Source organism: Sphingomonas sp. CFBP 8765, assembly GCF_014841445.1.
In the GTDB taxonomy this organism is placed as follows: domain Bacteria; phylum Pseudomonadota; class Alphaproteobacteria; order Sphingomonadales; family Sphingomonadaceae; genus Sphingomonas; species Sphingomonas aerolata.
Genome location: NZ_JACYTY010000008.1, coordinates 67,473 through 90,296 on the forward strand (window position 1 = coordinate 67,473; position 22,824 = coordinate 90,296).

Here is a 22,824-nt window from a genome sequence, read left to right on the forward strand (position 1 = left end):
GCCCGAGTGCCGCCCCGCACGCAATCGCTTGCGCCGCAGCCAAACCCGCTCTAGCAGGCGCGTTCCAGAGCAATGCGGAGCGGTGGCCGAGTGGTCGAAGGCGCTCGCCTGGAAAGTGAGTATACGTCAAAAGCGTATCGAGGGTTCGAATCCCTCCCGCTCCGCCACCACCCTTTGGATCTAAGCCCAAAGTTGCGATCAAGTCGTCGGGTTCCTATAACCGTTTCCTGAAAGCGCGCGTGCTTGAAGCCGAACGCCGCCGCACGATTTCCGCGGATATCGCTGGCCGTGGTTTATGTCGCGTTAGGCCGCGCCCCTATATTGCGTACGGCCTATGCTCAGAGCTGGACGGTAAAAACGGTGGAAAGACGCCCCTCCGCTTTCGGGCGGCGATTGCCGTGAACAGCCGTTCGTTCAGACGATGGGTTACGGGTTTAGTCGCCTGACCCATCCGAGATCGGACGTCTTTTCCAAGGTAGTAAATACGTGACCACTCAATAGCTTACTGTAATTATGATCGTATCATTATAGGCTCCGGGGCGTGGCGAGAGCCTGGCGGGGATTCTTCCGTAAATTTGGTAGGTCGAACTCCCGCCAAGCAACGGGATGATATCGAAGGACCGCACGGTGAAGCTCCCGCCCGACCCGTCGCCCCAGATCTGCGTCCGTGCCGGATCTGCATAAAGCTGATAGGGCAAGGTCGCCGTTCCAGAGATCATGCGTCGCGCCGTATAGCTGCCGTCTCGTCCCGGGCTGAGCGCGATCGTGTACCCGCCGAGACCGGAGAGTATGAAGCAGTTGATCGTGATCGTGCCCGTCGCGTCGTCCGCCGACGTGGCAGACCCGTCATAGTTCCCGAACGCGACCCCGCTCGCCGATACCGAGCATCCCGCATCCGCGACAGCGGGTATCGCGAGGCAGAAGAGCGCGAACAGCACGCGGGCGATCACGGGGCTGTCTCGACACAGGAAAACGGGCCAAGCCGCGCGAGACCCCGGTCCCGCGCAGCGACGGACAGTCCAACACGGCAGCGTGTGCCGTCAGGGCGCGCGACGTTCAGTACGGTGTGCTGGTCGAGCCCCTCGACAAGGGTCTCCCCGTCAAAGCCCAGGGGAAACGTCGCCCCGGACGCCTCCAGCGTGACGGTGCTTCCCGGTGGAAGGGGTCTACCGCTCGCGTCGACCAGGATCAGCACTGCGCCATTTGGTCGCTCGATCGGAAACCTGAGCACGACGCCTGCCCGATCCTGTGGCCGGACATCGCGTTCCCCGGTTGCGATCACGGCATCGGGTGGCAGATCGGTCGGCTCGATGGCGAGGTGATTGACCTGGAACGACCGCAGGTCGGTAACCATCAGCTTGCCCGATCGGCCGGTTCGGCCGGCGACCCTGTTTTCGTGCAACACCCGAACACCTGCCAGACCCTGCGTGTCGACAATCGCGAAACTGTCGTTGATCGTATTCGACAGGAATACCGAGCCATCGATTGCGGACACGGACCCGCGCGCCTGGGCACGGATCGTCGTTGCACCGTTGGTCCGATCGATTCCGGCGGCCAGCCATCCGATGCGGGACCGATGTTGGACTTCGACAAACTGGCTGTCGATCGCGCCGCGCCCGATCGCCGCCTGATAGCCCCATGAATCGGCCTCGCTCGTGCCGCGCGCCGCCTGCAGCTGGCTTTGCCAGCGGCCGCCTTGCATCTGCCGATCAACACTCGCCTGATTGCGCCGTCCGAAGGGCAGCGACAGGCCGAACATGATGCTGCGGCCGCCGCGCGCGGTGGTGTCGTGCGAGCCGTTCGCGTAGATCGATACCGGTCCCCGCTGCACGCTGTAGGTGACGGACGCCAGGCGGACCGCGGAACCGCGGCCAAACATTGCCGGCGTGCCCTTCAGCCTTTCCCAGGCGACGTCGCCTGCCTGATCGAGTGCGGTATAGCCGAGGGACATCGTACCGGCCGGGCCCATTGCAAGCGCAATGCTGGCGTCGGTCTGCCTGCGAATGGCAGGATAGCCATCGCTTGCCGCGATGTCGCGAAAGTCCTCCGTCGCGAATCCATGGGACAGCCTGAGCGACAGCAGCGAGTCGCGGTGTTCGATTTGCGCGACGCAGCGCACGCCGTTCCCGTCCCGCCCGCTGCTGGCCGCGCAATCACCCGTGGCGATTGCCAGGTTGGCCAGGTTTACCGACACGCCCGACCCGACGAGCGCCGCGCTGCGGGTTGCTTCGGCATAGAACGCCGCCGTCAGCCGTGGCGTTACGCCCCAGCGGTAGCTGCCGCTTGCCGCGAACTGTCCGTAGGCGTTGCTCTGGCTCCCAAATTGGTGCCGGATAACGCCAGCCTGGACAGCGAACGTGTGCAACCCGGGTGCGAGCAGAGCATTGCTCGCATAATAGGCCACCGTCGTCCTGACGGATTGTCCCAGGGAATTCTGGAGGTTCAGCGAGACTTTGCCGCTGCCCGTCTGCACCGGCACGTTGCGGATTTCGAAGGGACCAGCGCCGATAGGCAGGGATATCGCGGATGTGTCGTTCACAAGGATGTCGGCGATGGTGGGGACGACCGCGTTGCCGCGAAAATCGGGCAGCGGCATCGTGATCAGGTCGGGTCGCAGCGCGAAGTCCGAACCGAATTGGATGCCGCCGAGCCGGATCGCCCGTTGCGAGTCCGCTCCCGACGTGATGAAGTCGCCCAACCTGAGCCGCAGCAGGCGGTCGGGCAGCGAAACGGTGTAGTTGAAATCGAGCCTGGTCGCGCGATAGGTCGTCGTCGTCCCCGAACGGAATGCGGTCATCAAGGCCTGGCCAGCTGCAACCCCATGGCCTGAAAAGACGCGGGCATCGAGGTACGCGGAAAAGGCCTGGCGACGAGCATCGCCGGTCACTGTCGTATCGTAGTTCAGCGTGGAACCGGTCCCGCTCTCCACCGCTCCGGCCATGGCAGGATCGGCAGTGGCCGAGATCGTCGTTCTCACCAGACGCCCCTCGGAGGCGGTCACGTAGAGTCGGCCCGTAGCCTGGTCGACGTGCCACCGAAAATCACGGTCGGCGACGATGTCCGCAAGTTCATCGCCGGGCGTGGTGCGCGGGGAAAGGCCGAGTTCGGCGAGTTCCTTGGGGGTTGCCGCCAGTCCGAAGCCGCGCAGAACAAACTCGCCGATTTTCCCGGTCGGGCGCCCATTGATCCAGACCTCCAGCAGCGTCGGTGCGGGAGCGGCCCCGGCATGGTCAGCGAGGCAGATCATCAGGAGAAATCGACAGGTCGATCGGAGGGCTTTGGCGCGCATCGCACGGTCCCGTCCCCGCTACCGCGCGAGGGCAACGGTGATGGGGCCCTTTCCGCCCTCCATCGTCAGTCGATAGCGGCCATCCACGGCGGGTTGGACGGGCATGTCCTGGACCGGCAGTTCCCGCGTAGCGCCAGCCAGCAGATAGGGTGAACCACCATTCTTGATGGCGATCGGCGCGCCGTTCGTGTCGCGCAGGACAACGTTGCGCAGCGTCTCATGGCGCGCTCCCGAATTTTCGAGCACGAGCACCGTGTCACCGTCCCGGCGCGCCAGCCGAAATCGAACGCCGGGGTTCGCCGGAGCGACGGGCTCGACGAAGATCGGCATGGAAATGCGCAGGACCATACGCACGGCACCGGGTTCGGACGCGCGCGGGATCTGATCGAGGATCAATCGGTACGTCAGTTCCTTGGACGTCGGCTTATGCCGCACGAGCACCCGGAAGACCTGGTTCGAATGGGGTGGGATCGTCACGATGCGGGGACTGACGACCACATCGTCGGCCGGTACAAGGACATCCTCTGGCTGTTGCGTCCAGGCGAAGGGCCGGATCTGGACCACCGTTTCCTCAGCGCCATCGTTGCGAACCGTCAGGCTCGTCGCCTGTTGCGAGGCGGCAAGATTGAACGTGACCGGGCTCACCGACAGGGATTGTGCGTGAAGCGGGGCGATGCCCGTTGCCAGGACGATCCCGTATCCGCCCGCCATCGACCAGCGACGAAGCCTCTCGAAGCGAAAAAAACTTCCCCGGGCCATCAGTAGGTGATCGTTGCGGTCAGAGTATCCGAATAGGCTCCGGGAACGGGCAATTGACCCGCCGCAAGGCGCCCATAGACGGTAATGGCCTGAGCGCCGCCGTTGCCGGTGCCCGAGACCGTGTCCGTACCGATCGTCGTGCCCCAGCTATTGGTACGCGCACTGTCGCGATAGACGGCATAGGCGAGCACATCGACGCTGGGGCCGTTCATGTACCGGTTCGTTACGGTCGCCCCCGTGCCCAAGCCTGCGCTGACGCCGATGGTGTAGGCGGTGGTATCCGTGCAGGTCGCGGTGATCGTCGAAGTCGCGTCGGTTTGGGCCCCGGTATAGGTTCCGAACGTCAGCGCGGTCGCCGAAATCTGGCAACTCGACACGACGTTGGCCGTCACATTGAACGTCGTGTTCGCCGTCGATGCGCCTGCCGAGCCATTCGCCACAACCATGCATAGGGGAATGCTCAGAACGCGAGCCTGCGTTTTAAAAAAGGCTGTAGTGGTGTGAAGCGACGGCCGACCTATGCGCAGTGACGCAATATGCCGGGCCAAGTTCTGCGTAATCATAAGACGGCGACCTTTCTCAAGCAATTATAGAATGCCCGCCAAAGGAAGGGCGTCAGCCTCAGGAAAAACGTCACCATTTATATGCGGGGATCCATCACCGGTGGCCCTAACCAACTGCAGATTGTTGCGAATTAGGAAGTTCTTCAGAGTCCACTTGGACTGAGGAGTCTGGACGGTAATTCTTCAACTCGTCGTACTGAAGCGCTTTGTCGCTTAAAAAGAGTGGCTGAGATGTATTTAGCATTTGTCCAAATACGTGCGCGCCGCGATCAACCCGAAAGGCGCCGATTATCATTCTCGCAGCCGTTTTAACCAACGGCGGCCTCCCACCGACTGCCCTAAATCGGACGCGCCGCTTTCTTCTCGATCACGGCGGCCATGAGGAAATATCAGCCGCCAAAAGCCGTCAGCGCGAACAGGGAAATGCTTGAAGTCGGGGAGCGGGGAAGGTGGCAGAGATGGCCGGATTTGGTTCGAGTATGTCAGTGTAGTGCAAGCAATGAATCAGACGCGCACCGTCCGCAGGTCTCAAACTTGACTTACGCGACCTTGCCGAACCCGTCACTGAAGCACCACGTGCCTCGCCCCCTCCGCTTCGCGTCGTAAAGCGCAACGTCAGCGGATTTCAGGATTGTTTGTATGCTGTCGCCGTCGCCGGGATAAAGCGCGATGCCGATGCTGAAACTTAGGCTCATCTGTTCTCCGTTGAAGTCGACAGCAGGCTGGACGCCATCGACGATGCGACCGCATGCCGCATCGATATCGGCGGTGCTGCCGACGTCGGGTAAGAGTATGGCAAACTCGTCACCGCCGAGCCGCGCGACATGGGTCAACTCGCCGACGGCAGCACGCAGGCGCTCTCCTGCCGCGACGAGGAGCGCATCGCCAGCATCGTGGCCATACGTGTCGTTGACGACCTTGAAATGGTCAAGATCGATCAGGAGCAAGGCGAGCCGGGACTTTTGACGATCGGACAGTGCGATGAGATTGCGCATGTGTCGTGTGAACTGTCGACGATTGGCGAGGGAGGTAAGTCCGTCGAAATATGCCAGATATTCGAGCTCGTCATGAGCTTTGCGTAGCGCCGCATCGCTCCGCCAGTTTGCCCGCACGCTTGCGAAGATATAACTGATGCAAAGACCCGACGCGATTGTCGACGTGAGAGTGGTAAAATAGCTTGCTGGTTCGACCAGCCAAGGCAGCGCGAGCATCGCGCTGGCGGGAACACCAACCTTGAACGCCACTATCGACGGAGCGCGGAAGGCAAAGGCCTGGGCGTGGATCAGCTGCGAGATCAGCATGACGATAACCGCTGAACCTATATCAGGTACCCTGCTCCACCACAGCAAAACCGGCAAGCTCGTCCACGCGATCGTCGTCATGAGTGCGGAGGCAATATAGTTGAGCCGCAGCGGCAGGCGCACGCCATCCGGTCGCGCCAGCAGGATACTGCATTGCCTGCACCACAGCTCCGCAAATCCGACAAAGCTGATCCATTGTATCGCAGCGCGAGAGCCCAGATGGGTGAGCAACAGCAAACTCGCCAGAGCGGCGATCACCAATCGCGGCAACAGCGTTTTCAGGCCGTCCAGCGCCGCCCCATCGAGCCGATGGTCTCCCAGCCGTTCCAGCCAACCACGCGATATCAGATCGCGGGGCATGATCACGTGTTCCCTGATGCCAGCACAGCCAGGATTGGACGAATTCGGTCGCAGGGGCAGTGCGTAGTCCTGTGCCGCCGATCGTGATGGTAGGGAAAAGCGCCGACATGCATGCGCGCATTATAGGACAGCGTGAATCGATCGAGATAACGACACCGAAAAGTTCACTGATCGGACCTTGCCATCCAAGCTGCAGAAATCACCGGTTTTTGCATTGATCCAAGAACGGCATGAAATCTAGGCTTCCGCCGATGCAAAAGGCTGATGCATCTGGGACGCCCATGCAGTGGCTGGTTTTCCGGGGTGCAGCCCTAAAAGTGGAAAGTTCGCTTCCTCTCCATTCCCGACACTTACAAAAAATCTGACGCCAAAAGCGGTCAATCGCGGCGCATGAATATCCAGTAGCCGCCCGTACTGGCAGACTGGATACGCACCGTCAGTTCCCGGTCGCGGTCCTCGAAGTCGCCGACGTGGCTGAACTCCAAATCGAGCACGCCCGATACCCGGGCACGCTCGACGCGACCGCGAAAGTCGGGATTGTCCATACAGGGGGCGATCCTGCTGAAGAAGTCGAGGCCGAGGCGGTCATGATTGCCGGAACCCGACAGGCGCCGCTCTGCCGCACTATAATATTCGACCTTGCCATCGTCGCCGATCCGGATTGCGCCATAGGGCAAGGCGTCGACCGTTTCGCTTGGTAGCGCCTCTATCGCCATCGCCAGCTGGGGCTCGTTGAAATCGGGTAGCTCACGGGCGTCAACCATCATCGTTCCCCCACCGCTTCACGTTCGATGACAACCGCACCGACGATATGATCGACGACGATCCCGTCCGACGAGAAGGGCAGCAACAGCCGCTCGAATGTTTCCCTATACCCGTCACCAAGGTTGATACGGGCATATTCATGCGATGGCTTGCCGGTCAGCGCGCAGCGGCGATAGGCCGCCTCGCGGGCCGCGAGGCTATCGTTGCCACTGACCGGCATCTCGGTGGCGGCGATGCTGTGCGGTACAGCGTTGCGCAAGGTGTCGCCGACCAGCGTGAAGGTGAAATGGATCGGCACCTTCCCCAAGTCGATCTGCGCAACCACGATCCGGTGCGGCTCGCTGCATGCATTGATCGTGAACGTCTCGAACAACGGGATGACTTGGCCTGCGCGGATGGCGCGCCAGTGGTCGAGCAATGACCGGGTGCAATCGGACTTCAGGCGCAGCGTCAGCCGATCGAGCCGCTCGGCATCGGACGCACGCTGGTCCCGTGCAATCAGGATGCGGCGCAGCGCATAGTGCAATACGGCGGGGTTGAAGGGCTTCTGCACGACCGTCTCGCCATCGAGAGCGGCTTCGTTGGCGATCCCCGTCATGAACAGGCAGGGAATGTCCGATCCCGACGCGCGCACCTGCGCGACCAGGTCGTTACCGGACATGTCCGGCATGTGGACGTCGGTCACGAGCGCGTCGATCGCCCGCGTCCGTAACTCGAGCAGCGCCGCCTGTGCGTCCGGCGCGACGATGAATTCGAAGCCGTGGTCAGACAATCCTTCGGCGATCATGGCGCACAATTCGGCGTCATCATCGACCAGCAGGACCGTTTCGAAAGCGCGCCCGATCGCGTTGACACCGGTCTCGTCGCTGCCGGGTGCAGAATCGGAACCGCCAGGATCAACGGCACGCGGCAGGAAGATCGAGAATGTGGTTCCGTGGCCGGGGCGGCTTTCGATACGCAGGGCACCGCCCGACTGCTCCACGAAGCGCTGCACCATCGCGAGGCCCAGCCCGGTCCCCTTGCCGCGCGCCTTGGTCGTGAAGAACGGCTCGGTAATCCGCTGCAAGGTATCGCTGTCCATGCCGGGACCGTCGTCGGCCACGACGATCCTGATCGCGTCCTGGCCGTCCAGTTCCAGCGGAAGATCCGCTGAAGTCCGGGCGCAATTGCTGACGGCGATATGCAGGTGGCCGCCGCCATTCATCGCATCGCTGGCATTGTTGGCAAGGTTGAGCAGCGCCGACTGCAATTGTGTCGGGTCTGCCAGCACAGGCCAGAGATCGTCATCGCAGTCGATCGCGAGCGCGACGTTGCCGCGCATGCCGTGCCGGACGAGGTCGGACATCTCGCCAATCGCGCCGGCTAGGTCGACACGCTGCGCAACCACATCCTCCTGGCGCGCAAAGGCGAGCAGCTGTCGTACAAGCGCAGCACCCCGCTCGGCCGCGCGCTGACCCATCGTCGCAATCTGCTCGATGCGCGGGTCGTCATTGCGGTTCTGGATAATTGTGAGCCCGCCGATCACCGCGCCGAGAATGTTATTGAAGTCGTGCGCTATGCCCGACACGAGCTGACCAACCGCTTCGAGCTTTTGGCTTTGCAGTTGCGCAGCCTGTACCGCTTCGCGCCGCTCGATCTCGGCCGTGAGGCGTGCATTGGCCTGGTTCAGTGCCGCAGTGCGAGCACGGACACGACGCTCCAGGTCAATATTCAGGTCCCGCAATTCGGCCTCGCGGCGACCCAAGGCCCGCGTCCCGTGCTCCCTGTCGATAAGTTCATGGAAATAGAAGACGATGCCGTAGCATTCGTCCGGCAGTGTCACACGCTCGATCCGCCAGCCATATGCCTCGCGTGCCTCGATATTCGCGCGCTGTTCCGGCGTCGTTGCAGCGTCATACGCCATGCCGGTGTCGAGCGTCTGCCGGAAGCGGGCGATCGCTTCGCTGGCAAAGGGCTCGGGCCAGAGAGCGCGAAGAACGTCGGCGAAATCGCGGCCGAGCAGCGGCTGGATATTTTCAAATACCGTCTGGGCGCCGCGGCTGACTACGCGCAGCCTGAAATCCGCATCGACCAGGCAGGTTTCGAGAGGGTTGTTCGCGATCAGCGCCTCGAATGTCTCGATCTGGCGGCGAAGCCGGCCTTTCTGGACCTTGTCATGCGTGATGTCGCGCATGACCGATACGAAGCCGGTGATTTCGCCCCGATCATCGCGCGTCGCGAATGTCGAGCGCTGGACGTCGATGATGTCGTCGGTCTTCAGATTGACGAGCTGCATCTCGCCCTCCCACACGCCGTCCCGCCTCGCTGTCGGCACGACGACCTTGTCGACGAGGTGGCGTTGTTCCGGAACGACGTAATCGGTCAGCCGCATCGGGAAAATGTCGGCCGCCTCGACTCCGATCAAGCGTCGGCCGGCCGGATTGAGATAGGCGAGTCGACCGCCGGCGTCGCAAAGGCCGATCAGGTCGCCGGTGTATTCCGCCATCTGGATCAGCGCGGCGCTTCCATGTGGAACCGCCTTGAGAAAGTCGGCGCGGCGCCCCTTGGCGAGAGGCTCTACGCTGTGACCGTCCTCGTTTGCGTCTTCCATAAAGGGCTCCCTGCCAGCGGGATCGATCCGGATGCGAAACATTAACCGTATTTCGAGGACGGCACCATATCGGTTGTGGTTCTTGCTAAAATCTGTTGTATTTCGGGAGTTGCACTCGGCCAGCTAGATCCAGCCCGACGGGCCGCGCGCGTCTCAGCGCACAAAGCGTCGCATCAGATTGCCAGCCTGTCGAAATGGCACTCGGCGCTATCGCTGCTGGGATAGGGCGGGCCTCGGCTAACACCTGAATGCACGGCTGAGACTGTCGATCCTGCTCCCAGTCCCGGACGCTCAGCCGCGGTTTCGCGCGCGCCGGTACCGGACATCTGTTTATGTCGGCTTCGTGCCGACCCCTGAGAGAAGCACGAATCCCGGGTGACGATCTTAAGCCCAGCAGAAAAACGGCTTTTTGTATTGGTTTAGCTACCGTTTCGTCAGGCCTTCGCACTCGCTGTGGCGGAGAGAGGCCTGCCTCTGTGACGTAGACCGCGAGAGAGACGCGGCCATTCGTAGTCGGCAGCGCATCTGCTTGCGAGAGAAGTGTTGCGGCAGCGCCGTACGAGCGGGGACGTCGCCATTAAGGCGCAGGCTCATCAACGTCGACGTTTATTCACGTCGCCATTTACACGTTGAAAACTTCGCGTTCTTATCTTGAGCTTGCGTCACCATTGAAAGTGCCCAACAATGATCTTGGTCGTCGAGGACGAGACCGACGTCCGGGAGGAGTTGGTTGAAATGTTAGAATTGCGCTCGTTCGCGGTTAGCGGCGCAGCGTGTGTGGCCCTTGCGCTGGAGAGCTTGAAGCAAGGTTCCAGCCACGTAACCCTGTTGACGGACCTCCGCTTACGAGACGGCAGTGGCCTTGACCTGGTCCGCGCAATCCGAGCCGACCCTGACCTGCGGGCAAAGGTGAACACCATAATCCTGATGACAGGCCACACCGATCTGACCGAACAAATAGAGCATGAAACCAAGAAGAAGGATCTTCATGTCCTTTTCAAGCCAGTCGACTTAGAATTGCTCCTGTCACTGCTTACACGAGACGGGCGGGGTTGATGAATGACATCGTCAACCGCTTACGCCACGGCGGCGAGTTTCAGCTAGCCGCAGAGCCGCTACGGCAAATGACCGTCCAGGGATGGGCTCTGACGATCGTCCTTTTGGCCGTGGCCATCGGCGCGAGTTCCTTCCGCATTATTCTTGCGCCCGGGTTCGAAATGTATCTCGGCCCCATTTTTTACCTTCTCGCATACAGGTTGGGCGGTCTGCGACTAGCCATTCCCATGGTGCTGCTAACGATGGCGTCATCCTGGTTCTGGTGGGGCCATATCTTTACCATCGCGCTGGCGCTGGGGCATGTAGTTTTCATCAATTGGACTCGCTTCGCTGGCTCTTCACTTGCCATCGCCACCGCCGTCTTTTTGCTTACCATCGGGACGGCGGCGGGGTTTCTATTCCTGCGCATCAACTACGATGCGTCGCTGACGATTTTCGCGCTGACGATGATCCGCAAGCTTCTCAACGATGTGTTGATGGCAGCGCTGGTCGATCTAGCGCTGTCACTCTCCGTCGTGAACCTTCCAGCCGGTCGGGTCTCGCTCCGCCGAACAATCAGCCTCGCCCAGCTCTTGCCGGCATCCATTACACTCATCGTGCTCGCGTGCGCGCTCGTCATGTTTGTCAGCAGTGTCCGGCGCTTTCCGGAAGAATTCAAATCCTTCATGGCCGAAACCGCGCGTCTGGCTGAGGTGCGGATCGGTCGCGGGCTTGTGACCGGAAATGGGTTCTTGGGCGTGGCAGAAACGCGCAATACAGGAAGGCATCCCCAAAAAATGCTTATCTCAGACAAAGAAAGCAGTCTGCGCTCCGCACAAGCAATGCAGCTTTTCGGCTGCACGCGGATCGATGATGGATTGCAAGTGACGGGGCCGAACGACCGCAATACGTTTGCCTACTGGGTTACCGCGTGTCAGCTCGGCCGTTACACTCTTCCTGACCGCAAATACTTCTATCTCTACTCAACCCGACCAGCTGCCGAGAGTGCCTATCGCGTGGTGCTTCTAGAGATGCTCGGCCTGGGTGTCATTCTCGTCGTGTCGATCTTGCTGCAGCTGCTCATCACGCGCGCCCTGCGTCGTTCGCTGCAGGCCTGGAAGGAAGTCGCGGAAGGGTTCGGCCAACCTGGCCTTTCGCTGCCTCAAAAGCTCACGTTCAACGAGTTCGACCGCCCGATCGCAGCTATCGTCACCGCGAACAACAGCTTTGCCGAGTTGGTGCAAGAGCGCTTGCGAATTGCCCGGGCATTCATCGAACTCAAAAAGGAAATGGACCTGAGCCTTGCGGCGGATATCCGCTTCGACGCTGCCACGGGCACCCTCGCTTTTCTGGACATGAACATTGAACGGGTTGCGCAGGAGCGGTCCGAAGCGATCCATACCAATGATTGCCTAGCTTTTGCGGACATCTGCGATGATGCCGAGGCGTTTGTCGAGTTTCGGCTTGCAGACCAGGAATCGATTGATTGGTATCTATTCGTCGGTCGCGACCTCCTGGCTCCCGGCCATTGGCGTTCGGGGTGGTTGGTGCGCCTCCGGCAGTCGAAGCTGGCGCAGAATCGGATGCTTCAGCAGGCGCGTCTCGTCGAGCTCGGGGGCATGGCCTCAGCCCTGAGTCATGAACTCAAACAACCTCTCTTCACCATCTCGCTTTCTGCCGAGAATGGCCGATTGTTGCTCGATCAGGCGAGTCCCGATGGTGCGGCGCGTGCTCGCGATAAGTTTGATCGGATCAGCGAACAGGTAAACCGCGCACGCGATATCATTGCGCGCATTTCGCGCTACGCTCGGATCGAGAATGACAGCCCCGAACCGCTTGATCTGGGCGACGTCGTCAGCACAACCTTGTCCTTCATGCGGCCGTTGCTGATCCAGAACGATGTCGGCGTGAAAATGACGTTGCCAGACGGGCCACCGGTTCTGCTCCTTGCTCCGCGCGTCGGTCTCGAGCAGGTGCTCGTCAACGCCATTCAGAACGCGGTCGACTCCATCGCAACGCGACGCGAAGCCGAGGACGCGAGCCTGACCGGTGCCGTCGAACTGGAGGTAACTGTCTCAGAGAGCGGCGTTCGCATCAGTATTGTGGACAATGGCGCCGGGCTGTCTTTGAGTCATCCGGACCGGGCATTCGATGCCTTCATGACCACCAAGGAGACGGATCGTGGGACAGGTCTTGGCCTCTATATCTCCCGGCAGATCGTCATGGAAATCGGCGGAAAGATCAGCATCAGATCGCGCGAAGCTCCGGAGCGAGGCGCGATCCTGACCATCGATTTCCCGATTTCGTAGCCATTTAGCCTATCAGGCTTCCATCGCAGACGGTCGATCGAACCTGACTGCCGAGCTGCTGACGCTGAGCCTGACCAAATGGCCGTTCTCCTCGCATAGCGTACGTTCCGCGGCTGTTAGTTGCGGTGGAATCGCACAGCAGGACGCGATTACGCGTTCGCGGAGGCGGGCTGTGCGCCACCGCAATTCTCAGCGAGCGTCCGAAACTGCCCATTTCTTTTGAGACGGGCCTACTTTGATGAAGACTCGGCCTTCGGCTCCCACAACTCTATCTTGGTCCCATCCGGATCAACGATCTACGCAAATTTCCCGCTTGCGTCGGTGTCATCCCTTTTGAGTATCGCAACGCCCTTTACTTTCAGACGATCAACGAACGCGTCCAAGTCATCTACCGCGAAATTAAGCATGAACTCGCGCTTTGAGGGTTCCATATAGTTGGATCCCTCCTGAAAAACATTCAGAGTGAGTACTGGCGGGTGCTCTGGCGCGTCATAGCGCAGAGCGAATCCGCCCCACGCCTCAACTTTGATGCCGAGAACATCACGACACCACGCCATGAGGGCTGTCGGCGCTTTGCTGTTAAAGAAAACGCCACCGATACCGGTAATTCGATCGATCGGCTCTGCGGAGATAGTCATGGGCGTCAACGCAGCCAAGACGGCAACGACTGATAGTAGCCTGCGGATAGTCGGCACAGCATTAGCTCCCCCCATCGTTGCTGGCACGATGTTATCGGCGTGCGGATCGCCTGGGAATTCTATTCCCGATCGACCATTCTCTTTGCAGAAAGGGGCAGTCTCGCAATATCGGTTATTGCGGTCCGCCTTCCCGAAAGCGGACCGCCAGCAATCCTTCCCATCATGACGTTCATGGTCGAACACCGGACAACGAAAGCGGCCAGCGCGGAGATGAACGAATGATTGAAGTTGGGGAGCGGGGAAGTCCGCGCGAATGACCGAATATGGGTCGTGTACCCAATCGGCCACTCAAGTCTTGACCTCGGACATGGCTCGGTCATCCGGGCTGCGTAAGATGCCATCTTTCAGCATGTTTGCGACGACCTTCGCGATCTCATCTGGTGTCTCGTCTTCGCTCCAGACGCCGTAGCGAAGCCCCAGGAACACGTTCATTCCCATGATCGCCCAGCCATGGACCTCGCTGACGTCGCCCTTGACCTCGCCGCGGTCCGCCGCCTTTCGCAGGCGACGCGTGATCCGGTCCGCCGTGGTCGCATAATGGAGGCGAAAGCTCTCTGGATCGACGAATTCGGACTCGTCGATGATCCGGTAGATTTCCTTGTGGTCACGGACGAAGCTGATGAATTCGCGAAGCCCCGCCTGCTCGGCCGCGATCTGATCGGGTGCGGACAGGATCGCCGGGGCGACATGATCGCGAACCTGGTCCGACATGTCGCGGACGAGCGCGCGGAACACCGCGTCCTTTGAGTCGAAATAGGTGTAGAAGCTGCCGAGCGCGACTCCGGCGCGGCGCGTGATGTCGCTGATCGAGGCCTGGTGGAACCCGTTGTCGCCGAACTCGATCGCGGCGGCGTCGAGGATCGCGCGCATCGTCCGGCGGCCACGCTCGGTCCGCGGTGCCTTGCTGTCGCCGATGACCGCCGGGTCTGACGGCGTCGTCTCCTGCGCCTTCGCCATTCTCGTCTGCCCCTGATACACAAGTTGAATACTGGTTCAGGTTTCAGTATAGACTGGAGCCAAGGCGCACAACCCGGATCATACCGGGCGCATCACGCGGGCGCCGCAGGAGGGGATGACACCGTGGCACAGCCGAAATCCGTCATGATCTTGTTGAACGCCGGTGTTGCACTCGGCGCGTTGCTGGCGGGATCCGCGTCCGCGCAGACGCAACCCGTCGCGCCGGCAGCAGACGCGGCTCAGGCCGGGCCCGTCATCGAGGAGGCCGAGATCGACGGCGATATCGTCGTCACCGCACGCCGCCGCGAGGAACGGCTGCTCGACGTGCCGATCGCGATCACCGCGTTTACGGGCGCGCAGCTCGAGGCGTCGGGGGCGCTCGACGTCACCGATCTCGCCGCTGTCACGCCGAACGTCACGCTGGAAACGTCGCGCGGCACCAATTCGACGCTCACCGCCTTCATCCGCGGCGTCGGCCAGCAGGATCCCGTCGCCGGGTTCGAGGCGGGCGTCGGCATCTATCTCGACGACGTCTATCTCAACCGGCCGCAGGCTGCGGTCCTCGACATTTACGACGTCGAGCGGATCGAGGTGCTGCGCGGGCCGCAAGGCACGCTCTATGGCCGCAACACGATCGGCGGCGCGGTGAAATACGTGACCCGCCGGATCGGCTCGGACCCGACTCTGAGCATCCGCGCAACCTATGGCAGCTATGACCAGGCGGACGGTGTCATCAGCGCGAGCACGCCGATCGGCGATACGGGGTTCAGGATCGGCGGCGCGGTCGCGCGACTGAGCCGGGGCGGGTTCGGCACGAACCTCACCACGGGCCAAGACAATTACAACAAGGATTTCTGGGGTGCGCGCGGCACGCTGCAATATGAGGCGGGCGACAGCGCGTTCTTCCGCCTGTCGGGGGACTATACGAAGGACGACAGCAATCCGCGCGGCGGGCATCGGCTGATCCCGGGGCTGGTGTCGCGCACGCCGGTGCTGTCCGACGTGTTCGACAGCCGCGGCGGGCTGGTCGCACCGAAACAGTCGGTCGAGGCCTATGGCGGGTCGCTCTTCGCTGAACTCAAGCCCGCCGCATATCTGACGCTGCGCAGCATCACCGGCTATCGCAAGGACGACAGCGCGACGCCGATCGATTTCGACGCGCTGCCCGCCGTCGATGTCGACGTCCCCGCTTTCTACAATAACGAGCAGTTCAGCCAGGAGGTGCAGCTGCTGGTCGATGCCGGGCCGTTCAACATGCTGGCGGGGCTCTATTATCTCGATGCCAAGGCGCGCACCGTGTTCGACGTACGGTTGCCGGGGACAGTCACTGCGCTGACCTTCGGGAATGTGCGGACCAATACGGTGGCGGTCTTCGGTGATGCCACGCTCGACGTGACGCCGATGCTCAGCGTGTCGGTCGGCGGACGCTATACCTGGGACGATCGCATGTCGCAGATCCAGCGCAACGTATATCTGGGCGCTTCCCCCTTCTTCGGCGGCACGAGCGCGCCGATCGCGCGACAAACCGACTTCCGCGGGACCGCAAGTTTTGCCAAGTTCACGCCGCGCGCGTCCGTCAGCTTCAAGCCCGATGCCAACAACACGCTGTATGCGAGCTGGTCGAAGGGGTTCAAGGGCGGCGGGTTCGACCCGCGCGGGGTCGGTACCGCGGCGCCCGACCTCAACGGCAACGGCATCACCGGTGCCGGCGGCGACCGGCAGGATATCTACAACTTCCTGTCGTTCGGGCCCGAGAGCGTCGAAAGCTTCGAGGCGGGATACAAGGCGTCACTGTTCGACCGCCGGCTGACGCTGGCGATTGCGGGGTTCCATTCGAAATATACCGACGTCCAGGTGCCCGGATCGGTCGGTGCCACCGTCGGCGGCATCCAGACCTTTATCGGCATCACGACCAATGCGGGCCGCGCCCGGATCAACGGTGTCGAAGGCGAGGCCAATCTGACGGTCGCGGAGGGCATTGCGGGCGCCGGCGACCGCATCAACCTGTCGGGAACGATCGGCTATCTCGATGCCAAATACACGCGCTTCATCGATTCCCGCGGGATCAATGTCGCCGCCAATCGCAAGTTCCAGAACACGCCCGACCTGACCGCGAGCGGGACGCTCGCCTATCATGTCCCGGTCGGATCCGCGGGCGCGATCGACGCGAGTACGACGCTGTCCTTTCGCAGCGATTCACAGCAGTTCGAACTGCGCACGCCGCTGCTCGACCAGCCGGCCTATGCGCTGCTCGACGCGAACCTGGTCTATACGATCGACGCGCGCTTCTCGATCGGGGTGCATGGCAAGAACCTGACGAACAAGCGCTATGTCGTGTCCGGCTACAACTTCCTGCTGCAGAACCCCGATACCGGCGACTATCTGCGAACGGCGGCGGGCGCCTTGCGGCCATCGCTCGGCAGCGACGGCGTGCTGACGGCCTATTACGGCAATCCGCGTCAGGTCTTCGCGACCCTCACCGCGAAATTCTGATGGAGCGCAGCCGGGGGGCGGGTGATCGCCCTCCGTTTGCTGGAGTAGAGTATGGCAAGTGATATCCCGGCGACCCCGCGCGAGGGCCGCCGCTACCGCGTGACGGCGCTCGTCATGCTGTTGCTGGTCTACACGTTCAACTTCGTCGATCGGCAGATCCTTGGCATCCTCGCGCCGACGATCAAGGCGGACCTGGCATTGACCGACACGCAATTGGGCCTGCTTGGCGGGCTGGCGTTTGCGTTGCTCTATTCGACGCTTGCGATCCCGCTGGCATGGCTGGCCGACCGGACGAGCCGCACCTGGGTTATCACGCTCTCGCTCGCTGTGTGGAGCGCGTTCACTGCCCTGTGCGGTGTGGCCAGCAATTTTGCGCAGCTTTTCGCGTTCCGGATCGGCGTGGGGGTTGGCGAGGCGGGGGGCGTCGCGCCGTCCTATGCCGTGATCGCAGACACGTTCCCGCCCCATCGCCGTGCGCGCGCGCTCGCAGTATACTCGCTCGGCATCCCGCTCGGGTCGGCAGCCGGCGTGATGCTCGGCGGCTATATCGCGACGTCGATCGACTGGCGGACCGCGTTCATCGTGGTCGGTGTCGCGGGGCTGGTGCTCGCACCGGTGTTCCGGCTGTGCGTGCGCGAGCCGGTTCGTGGGTCCGATGCGTGCGACCGCGAGCCCGTCCGCCGCGTGTTCGGCATTCTCGTGCGCAAGCCGAGCTTCTGGCTGCTCGCGTTCGGCGCCTCGGCGAGCTCGATGCTTGGCTATGGCCTGGCCTTCTGGCTGCCGTCGCTGATGCAGCGGAGCTTCGGGCTCGACCTGATCGAGACCGCGCAATTCTACGGCGGCGTGCTGTTGCTGGGGGGTGTTGCCGGCGTTCTGCTCGGCGGCATTCTCGGCGACCGGCTGGGTGCGCGCGATCGGCGGATGTACGCGCGCGTCCCCGCGATCGCGTTCGTCATCGCGGTGCCCCTGTTTGCCGCAGGAATCCTGTCGTCCTCGGTGACGGCGGCGTTCGTCTTCTTTCTCGTGCCCCAGGCGCTCGCCTATGTCTGGCTCGCGCCCGTCATCACGGCGATCCAGCATCTGGTACCCGGGCATATGCGCGCCACCGCATCGGCGACGTTCCTGCTGATCAACAACCTCATCGGTCTTGGCGGCGGCAGTTTTGCGCTTGGCGCACTGTCGGACGGTCTCGCCGCGCATTATGGCGACGAAGCGTTGCGCTATGCGATGCTCATGGGGCTCGTCCTGTATCTGGTGGCCGCGTTGCTCATGTGGCTGGCGTCGACACCGCTCCGTCAGGACTGGGTCGATCAACCGATTTAAGACGCCAACACCGACAGCCGGATGGCTCCAGCCGGGACTGTTTGGGCGTGTGCTCGCGGAATGCGGATAGCGGATTGTGAAGCTTTGATCGCGTCCAGTCGCTTGGAACAGGCACGAGAACGGCGGTACCGCTCGAAGCCTGCCACGAGCTCCGCCGCTTTCACGTCAGATTTATGCTCACGCCGCGCCCCGATGATGTGATCCTCGATGAATCGGCCTTGCCGCATCGCTCCGCTCCGTCCGACGAGCTGATTCACCAATGGCGTAGCATCCGGGAATCAGGTCTGACGCACAGGCGGGGCTATATTAACACATCCGTATGATAATGGCCGCTATTCAGGTCGTTATGGGGTTTTCAACGGCGATTCCGCCTGCGCAGCGTTGGTGCATCGGGCTACTACCAATTGCGGCGGCTATCGTCACGTGGCGGTTCGTCGATCGCAGTGTCGCCGCCATAGCGTCCGTTGCAGTCTGTCTCGTTTTCGCAGCAATGGCGTATTCGATTGCCCAGCATTGCCGGGTGTCGCGACTGATCCGGCATTTGCAAATTCTCGCCGGGACGTCTCCGACGGCCTCGCGTGGTGAGAGGCTGGCACAGAGCGTAGCGACCATCGCGGATCGACTGAAGGCTGTCGAGCATCGCACCAGTCATCGCCACGCGATTACCGGCTTGCCTACCCGCGAGCCGTTGATCGAGCGAGTGATGGCGGACGGGCGCGGCGTACTCGGTGTCATCGGATTCATGGACTTCGATCGGCTGTGCGCGTTTGACCCGGCGCTGGGCGAACGCCTGCTGCTGACGATCGTCGACCGGCTGACGCGGATGTTGCCCGAAGAACGACTGATTGCGCATGTCGATCGCGCCAGCGTCGCGATCTGGTTCGGCCCGGATGTCGTCGAGGATGCTGCGCAGACCGAACTGGATGTGCTGCGATACGCGCTGGGCGACGTGGTGATCGACGGCGACCGGGAAATCCTGCCCGAAATTCGCGTGCGGCAGGCTAGGATGCCGGCCGACGGCGTGAACGCGCAGGCGATGTTGTCCCGCACGTTGGCGTCACTGACAGTACAGCCCGGTGCCGTGGTCGCGGTCGCCAGCCCTGTCCTCGATCTCGCAGCCCTGGCCAGCGAGCGGTATGCCTTGGAACAGGACCTTCGCCAGGCGATCGCGCGCGGCGAACTGGAAATGCGATACCAGCCGCTGATCGATGCCGGGGAAGGTCGGGTGTCGGGCGCGGAGTCGCTGATCCGCTGGTTTCATCCCACCCTCGGGCAGGTCTCGCCGTCGCGATTCGTGCCGGTGATGGAGGCGATGGGGCTGGCGCACGAAATCGGGATGTGGACCCTCAACGCCGCTGCGCGGGAGGCGCGATCATGGCAGGCACAGGGCCTGGACGCGCTGCGCGTCGCGGTGAACGTGTCGGGGCATCAGCTCGACCGCGACGACATGGCGGCACTGGTCGCACGCACGCTCGCGCGGCATTCGCTGGGGGCGGCTGCGCTGGAGATCGAATTGACCGAGAGTGTCGCGATGAGCGACGGTACGCGCGCCACCCAGCTGTTCGACGCGTTGCGGGCGGCTGGCGTGCGGATCGCGATCGACGATTTCGGCACCGGCTATTCCAGCTTCAGCACGCTGCGCACGCTGGCGTTCGACAAGATCAAGATCGACCGGGAATTCGTGACGAACGTCGATACGCTGCGCGACAGCCAAGCGATCTGCCAGAGCATCGTCGCGCTGGGGCGCGGGCTCGGCATCCGCGTGCTCGCCGAAGGGGTCGAGCGACGCGCGGAATATGAGTGGCTGTTGCGTCACGGCTGCACGCATTTCCAGGGCTATTATTTCTCGCCACCGCTGAAGGGCGCGGAGTTCGTCGCGTTCGCACGCGATTCCGCCGGGCTCGCGAAGTTGCTGGCCATCGACCCGTACGCGATGCGGGACCGGATCACCGAAAGGCTTACCGCATGAGTTTCTCTCCTCGACAGGTCGCGCAGGCCGGCGCGCTGGCGCTCGCGCTTGCGATTACCGCCTGTTCGCATGGGCCCAAGGCGGGACCGCAACCGGCGCCTGCGCCGCAGACGACGCCGGCGAGCGAGATCGACGCAATCCTGCTATTGCTGGATCAGGGCGATAGTGGTGCAGCGAAGAAGCGGATCAACGCCGCGTTGAAGCGCGATCCGATGAATCCTTCGGTCCAGGTGCTGCGCGATTCGATCGACCGCGATCCGAAGGATCTGCTGGGGCCGACGAATTTCACCTATACCACGCGGGACGGCGACACGATGTCGGGACTGGCGCAGCGGTTCCTGGGCAATCGTCTGAAGGCGTATCAGCTCGCACGCTATAACGACATCGCCAAGCCTGCTGATCTGGTGGCTGGCCGGACGCTCCGTATTCCAGGCGAGCCCCCGCGCATCGAGGCGCCCCGGCGATCCGAGCCGCGACCCGTGCCGGCCGCTCCCACCCGCGTGAAGCCAGCCGCGCCCAGGCCGGCGCCGGTGACGAAGCCGACCGCACCCACGGCCAATCGGGTTGCCGCGCGTCAGGCGCGCGCGACGGGGCTGGCGGCGCTCAATTCGGGGAATGTCGTGCGCGCGGTCGGCCTGTTGCGCCGCGCCGCTGCGCTCGATCCCGGCAACCCGGTCATCGCGCGCGACCTGACGCGTGCCGAGCGCATTGCCGCCACCGTGAAGGCGCGCAAGTGATGGCCGAGACGCTGGGACGCTACCGGATCGACGGTCGGCTGGGCGAGGGCGCGATGGCGGACGTGTTCCGCGCGTTCGATCCAGGAATTGGGCGCACCGTGGCGATCAAGGTGCTCAAATCGGAATATGGTCGCGACCCCGAACTGGGTGAGCGCTTCCTGCGCGAGGCGCGCGCCGCGGGCGCGCTGAACCATCCCAATATCGCGACGGTCTACGATGTGGGCGAGGCGGACGGTGTCGCCTATATCGCGATGGAGCTGATCGAGGGGCAGCCGCTCGACACGCTGCTGCTGGCGCAAGGGCGACTGCCGTATGAACGCGTCCTGGCGTTGGGTCAGCAACTCGCCTCGGCGCTCGACTATGCACACAGGGCGGGCGTCGTGCACCGCGACGTGAAGCCATCGAACATCCTGCTGTCGGCGGACGGTCGCACCGCCAAGCTGCTCGATTTCGGCGTCGCGCGGATCGGCGATATCGACGTGTCCGGCACCGAAGGACGCCTTGCGCGCACGCAGGTCGGCCAGATGATCGGGACGCCGCGCTATATGAGCCCGGAACAGGCGCTCGGCATCCCCGTCGACCAGCGGTCGGACCTCTTCTCGCTGGGCGTGGTGCTGTACGAGATGGTGACCGGCAAGGTCGCATTTCCCGGCATGGGGCTGGCGACGCTGGCCATCCAGATCGCGCAGGAGCGTGTCGAGCCGATCGCGCGTTCCGCCGCGGACTGCCCGCCGGGCCTGCGTTTTGTGATCGACAAGCTGCTGGCGAAGAAGCCCGAGCAGCGGTTCGCCGACGGCCATGCGGTGTACGAGGCGCTGACCCGCGAGATCGCGGCGACCGCCGAGGCAGCACCCGGCCGCCGTGGTCTGCCGCTGAAGATCAAGCTCCCGCTGGCGCTCGTCACAGTAACCGCGATCGCGCTGGTCGCGAGCGTCTCGTCGATCCTGGAGCGGCAGCAACGCACGCTTGAGCATATGGCGATCGTGTCGGGTCGCTCGATCGCGGCGTTCGTCACCGGCAACACCGCGGTGCTGGCTGCCGACAATGCGGGGCTCGCGCCCGAGCAGCAGGATTGGACCGCGTTGCAGGCCTTCGTCGCTTCGGCCTCGCGCGATCAGGAGATTCGCGACATGGTGGTCGCCGATACCGGCGGGATCGTCCGCGCGGCAGACGACGCGAAGCTGATCGGCACGCGCTATCGCCGCACCGTTGGCGAAGCGGCGATCGGCAGCGGCGCCGGCGTGACCGCGGCACCCGACCGGGGCAAGGGCGCAGGACTGCGGTTCGTCCGGCCGATCCGCTATGCCGGGGCCGAGTTCGGCACGGTCGACCTGGTGCTGCGCCGGACCGCGCTGGACGCCGCGATCGCCAATGCGCGGATGCTGCTGACGGTGCTGTCGCTGGTGATCATGGGTGTGGTGCTGGTGATCGGCTATCTGAGCGGCGCTATGGTTGCCCGGCCGCTCGCCCGACTGCGCAAGGCGCTGGACGAGGCGGCGAAGTCCGATTTCGCCCTGCGCATATCGCATCGCCGCCGCGACGAATTCGGCGCCGCGTTCGACGCATTCAATCGCGCCGCCGCCGCAGTCGAGCCGCATCTGGCGGGTACCGGCGCGCAGGCCGACATCGCGATGCGCGCTACCCGCGTCGTGCCGTCCGCTCGTCTGGCCGCCTGA

At 63.0% G+C, this 22,824-nt stretch carries 16 protein-coding genes and 1 tRNA gene; 8 read left to right on the forward strand and 9 right to left on the reverse strand.

What is annotated here, in order from left to right; all coding sequences use genetic code 11:
- Positions 1 to 76: 76 nt before the first annotated feature.
- Positions 77 to 167 (forward strand) — tRNA-Ser (locus tag IFT87_RS17420).
- A 327-nt stretch (positions 168 to 494) separates the two neighbouring features.
- Here IFT87_RS17420 and IFT87_RS17425 read toward each other — a convergent pair.
- The 7 genes from IFT87_RS17425 to IFT87_RS17455 form a co-directional block, all read right to left on the reverse strand.
- Entirely contained in the window at positions 495 to 950 is a 456-nt protein-coding gene (locus tag IFT87_RS17425) for a spore coat protein U domain-containing protein (protein WP_192191385.1), read from the reverse strand.
- Entirely contained in the window at positions 947 to 3,289 is a 2,343-nt protein-coding gene (locus tag IFT87_RS17430; protein ID WP_192191386.1) for a fimbria/pilus outer membrane usher protein, read from the reverse strand. Before IFT87_RS17430 ends, IFT87_RS17425 begins: the two co-directional genes overlap by 4 nt.
- 18 nt (positions 3,290 to 3,307) lie before the next feature.
- Positions 3,308 to 4,000, reverse strand: a complete 693-nt coding sequence (locus tag IFT87_RS17435) for a fimbrial biogenesis chaperone (protein ID WP_192191387.1) — start codon at positions 3,998 to 4,000, stop codon at positions 3,308 to 3,310.
- A 47-nt stretch (positions 4,001 to 4,047) separates the two neighbouring features.
- Positions 4,048 to 4,494, reverse strand: coding sequence for a Csu type fimbrial protein (locus tag IFT87_RS17440; RefSeq protein WP_052380819.1), 447 nt, complete (start codon positions 4,492 to 4,494; stop codon positions 4,048 to 4,050).
- A 656-nt stretch (positions 4,495 to 5,150) separates the two neighbouring features.
- A complete protein-coding gene (locus IFT87_RS17445) occupies positions 5,151 to 6,272 on the reverse strand; it encodes a GGDEF domain-containing protein (RefSeq protein WP_192191388.1) in 1,122 nt (373 codons plus the stop codon).
- A 377-nt stretch (positions 6,273 to 6,649) separates the two neighbouring features.
- The gene (locus tag IFT87_RS17450) at positions 6,650 to 7,036 is read right to left on the reverse strand and encodes a hypothetical protein (RefSeq protein ID WP_031439373.1); all 387 of its coding nucleotides are present in this window, start codon (positions 7,034 to 7,036) and stop codon (positions 6,650 to 6,652) included.
- Complete coding sequence (locus IFT87_RS17455; RefSeq protein WP_192191389.1) at positions 7,036 to 9,669, reverse strand: PAS domain-containing hybrid sensor histidine kinase/response regulator; 2,634 nt, start codon at positions 9,667 to 9,669, stop codon at positions 7,036 to 7,038. The genes IFT87_RS17450 and IFT87_RS17455 overlap by 1 nt, the downstream gene beginning before the upstream one ends.
- 642 nt (positions 9,670 to 10,311) lie before the next feature.
- On the opposite strand from IFT87_RS17455, the gene IFT87_RS17460 reads away from it, so the two are divergent.
- Both IFT87_RS17460 and IFT87_RS17465 read left to right on the forward strand, forming a co-directional pair.
- The gene (locus IFT87_RS17460) at positions 10,312 to 10,683 is read left to right on the forward strand and encodes a response regulator (protein ID WP_192191390.1); all 372 of its coding nucleotides are present in this window, start codon (positions 10,312 to 10,314) and stop codon (positions 10,681 to 10,683) included.
- A complete protein-coding gene (locus IFT87_RS17465; protein WP_192191391.1) occupies positions 10,683 to 12,971 on the forward strand; it encodes a sensor histidine kinase in 2,289 nt (762 codons plus the stop codon). Before IFT87_RS17460 ends, IFT87_RS17465 begins: the two co-directional genes overlap by 1 nt.
- A 296-nt stretch (positions 12,972 to 13,267) precedes the next feature.
- Here IFT87_RS17465 and IFT87_RS17470 read toward each other — a convergent pair whose 3' ends face one another.
- Both IFT87_RS17470 and IFT87_RS17475 read right to left on the reverse strand, forming a co-directional pair.
- Positions 13,268 to 13,852, reverse strand: a complete 585-nt coding sequence (locus IFT87_RS17470; protein ID WP_192191392.1) for a VOC family protein — start codon at positions 13,850 to 13,852, stop codon at positions 13,268 to 13,270.
- Between the two features lie 105 nt (positions 13,853 to 13,957).
- Positions 13,958 to 14,626, reverse strand: a complete 669-nt coding sequence (locus IFT87_RS17475; protein ID WP_031439370.1) for a TetR/AcrR family transcriptional regulator — start codon at positions 14,624 to 14,626, stop codon at positions 13,958 to 13,960.
- A gap of 144 nt (positions 14,627 to 14,770) precedes the next feature.
- Between IFT87_RS17475 and IFT87_RS17480 the strand changes: the two genes are divergently transcribed.
- The 5 genes from IFT87_RS17480 (at position 14,771) to IFT87_RS17500 (ending at position 22,824) form a co-directional block, all read left to right on the forward strand.
- The gene (locus tag IFT87_RS17480) at positions 14,771 to 17,119 is read left to right on the forward strand and encodes a TonB-dependent receptor (protein WP_192191393.1); all 2,349 of its coding nucleotides are present in this window, start codon (positions 14,771 to 14,773) and stop codon (positions 17,117 to 17,119) included.
- A gap of 51 nt (positions 17,120 to 17,170) precedes the next feature.
- Positions 17,171 to 18,442 (forward strand): spinster family MFS transporter, encoded by a 1,272-nt coding sequence (locus tag IFT87_RS17485; protein WP_192191394.1) that lies wholly within the window; start codon positions 17,171 to 17,173, stop codon positions 18,440 to 18,442.
- A 688-nt stretch (positions 18,443 to 19,130) separates the two neighbouring features.
- Entirely contained in the window at positions 19,131 to 20,411 is a 1,281-nt protein-coding gene (locus IFT87_RS17490; RefSeq protein ID WP_052380824.1) for a putative bifunctional diguanylate cyclase/phosphodiesterase, read from the forward strand.
- Entirely contained in the window at positions 20,408 to 21,148 is a 741-nt protein-coding gene (locus IFT87_RS17495) for a LysM peptidoglycan-binding domain-containing protein (RefSeq protein ID WP_192191395.1), read from the forward strand. The genes IFT87_RS17490 and IFT87_RS17495 overlap by 4 nt, the downstream gene beginning before the upstream one ends.
- Complete coding sequence (locus tag IFT87_RS17500; protein ID WP_192191396.1) at positions 21,148 to 22,824, forward strand: serine/threonine-protein kinase; 1,677 nt, start codon at positions 21,148 to 21,150, stop codon at positions 22,822 to 22,824. Before IFT87_RS17495 ends, IFT87_RS17500 begins: the two co-directional genes overlap by 1 nt.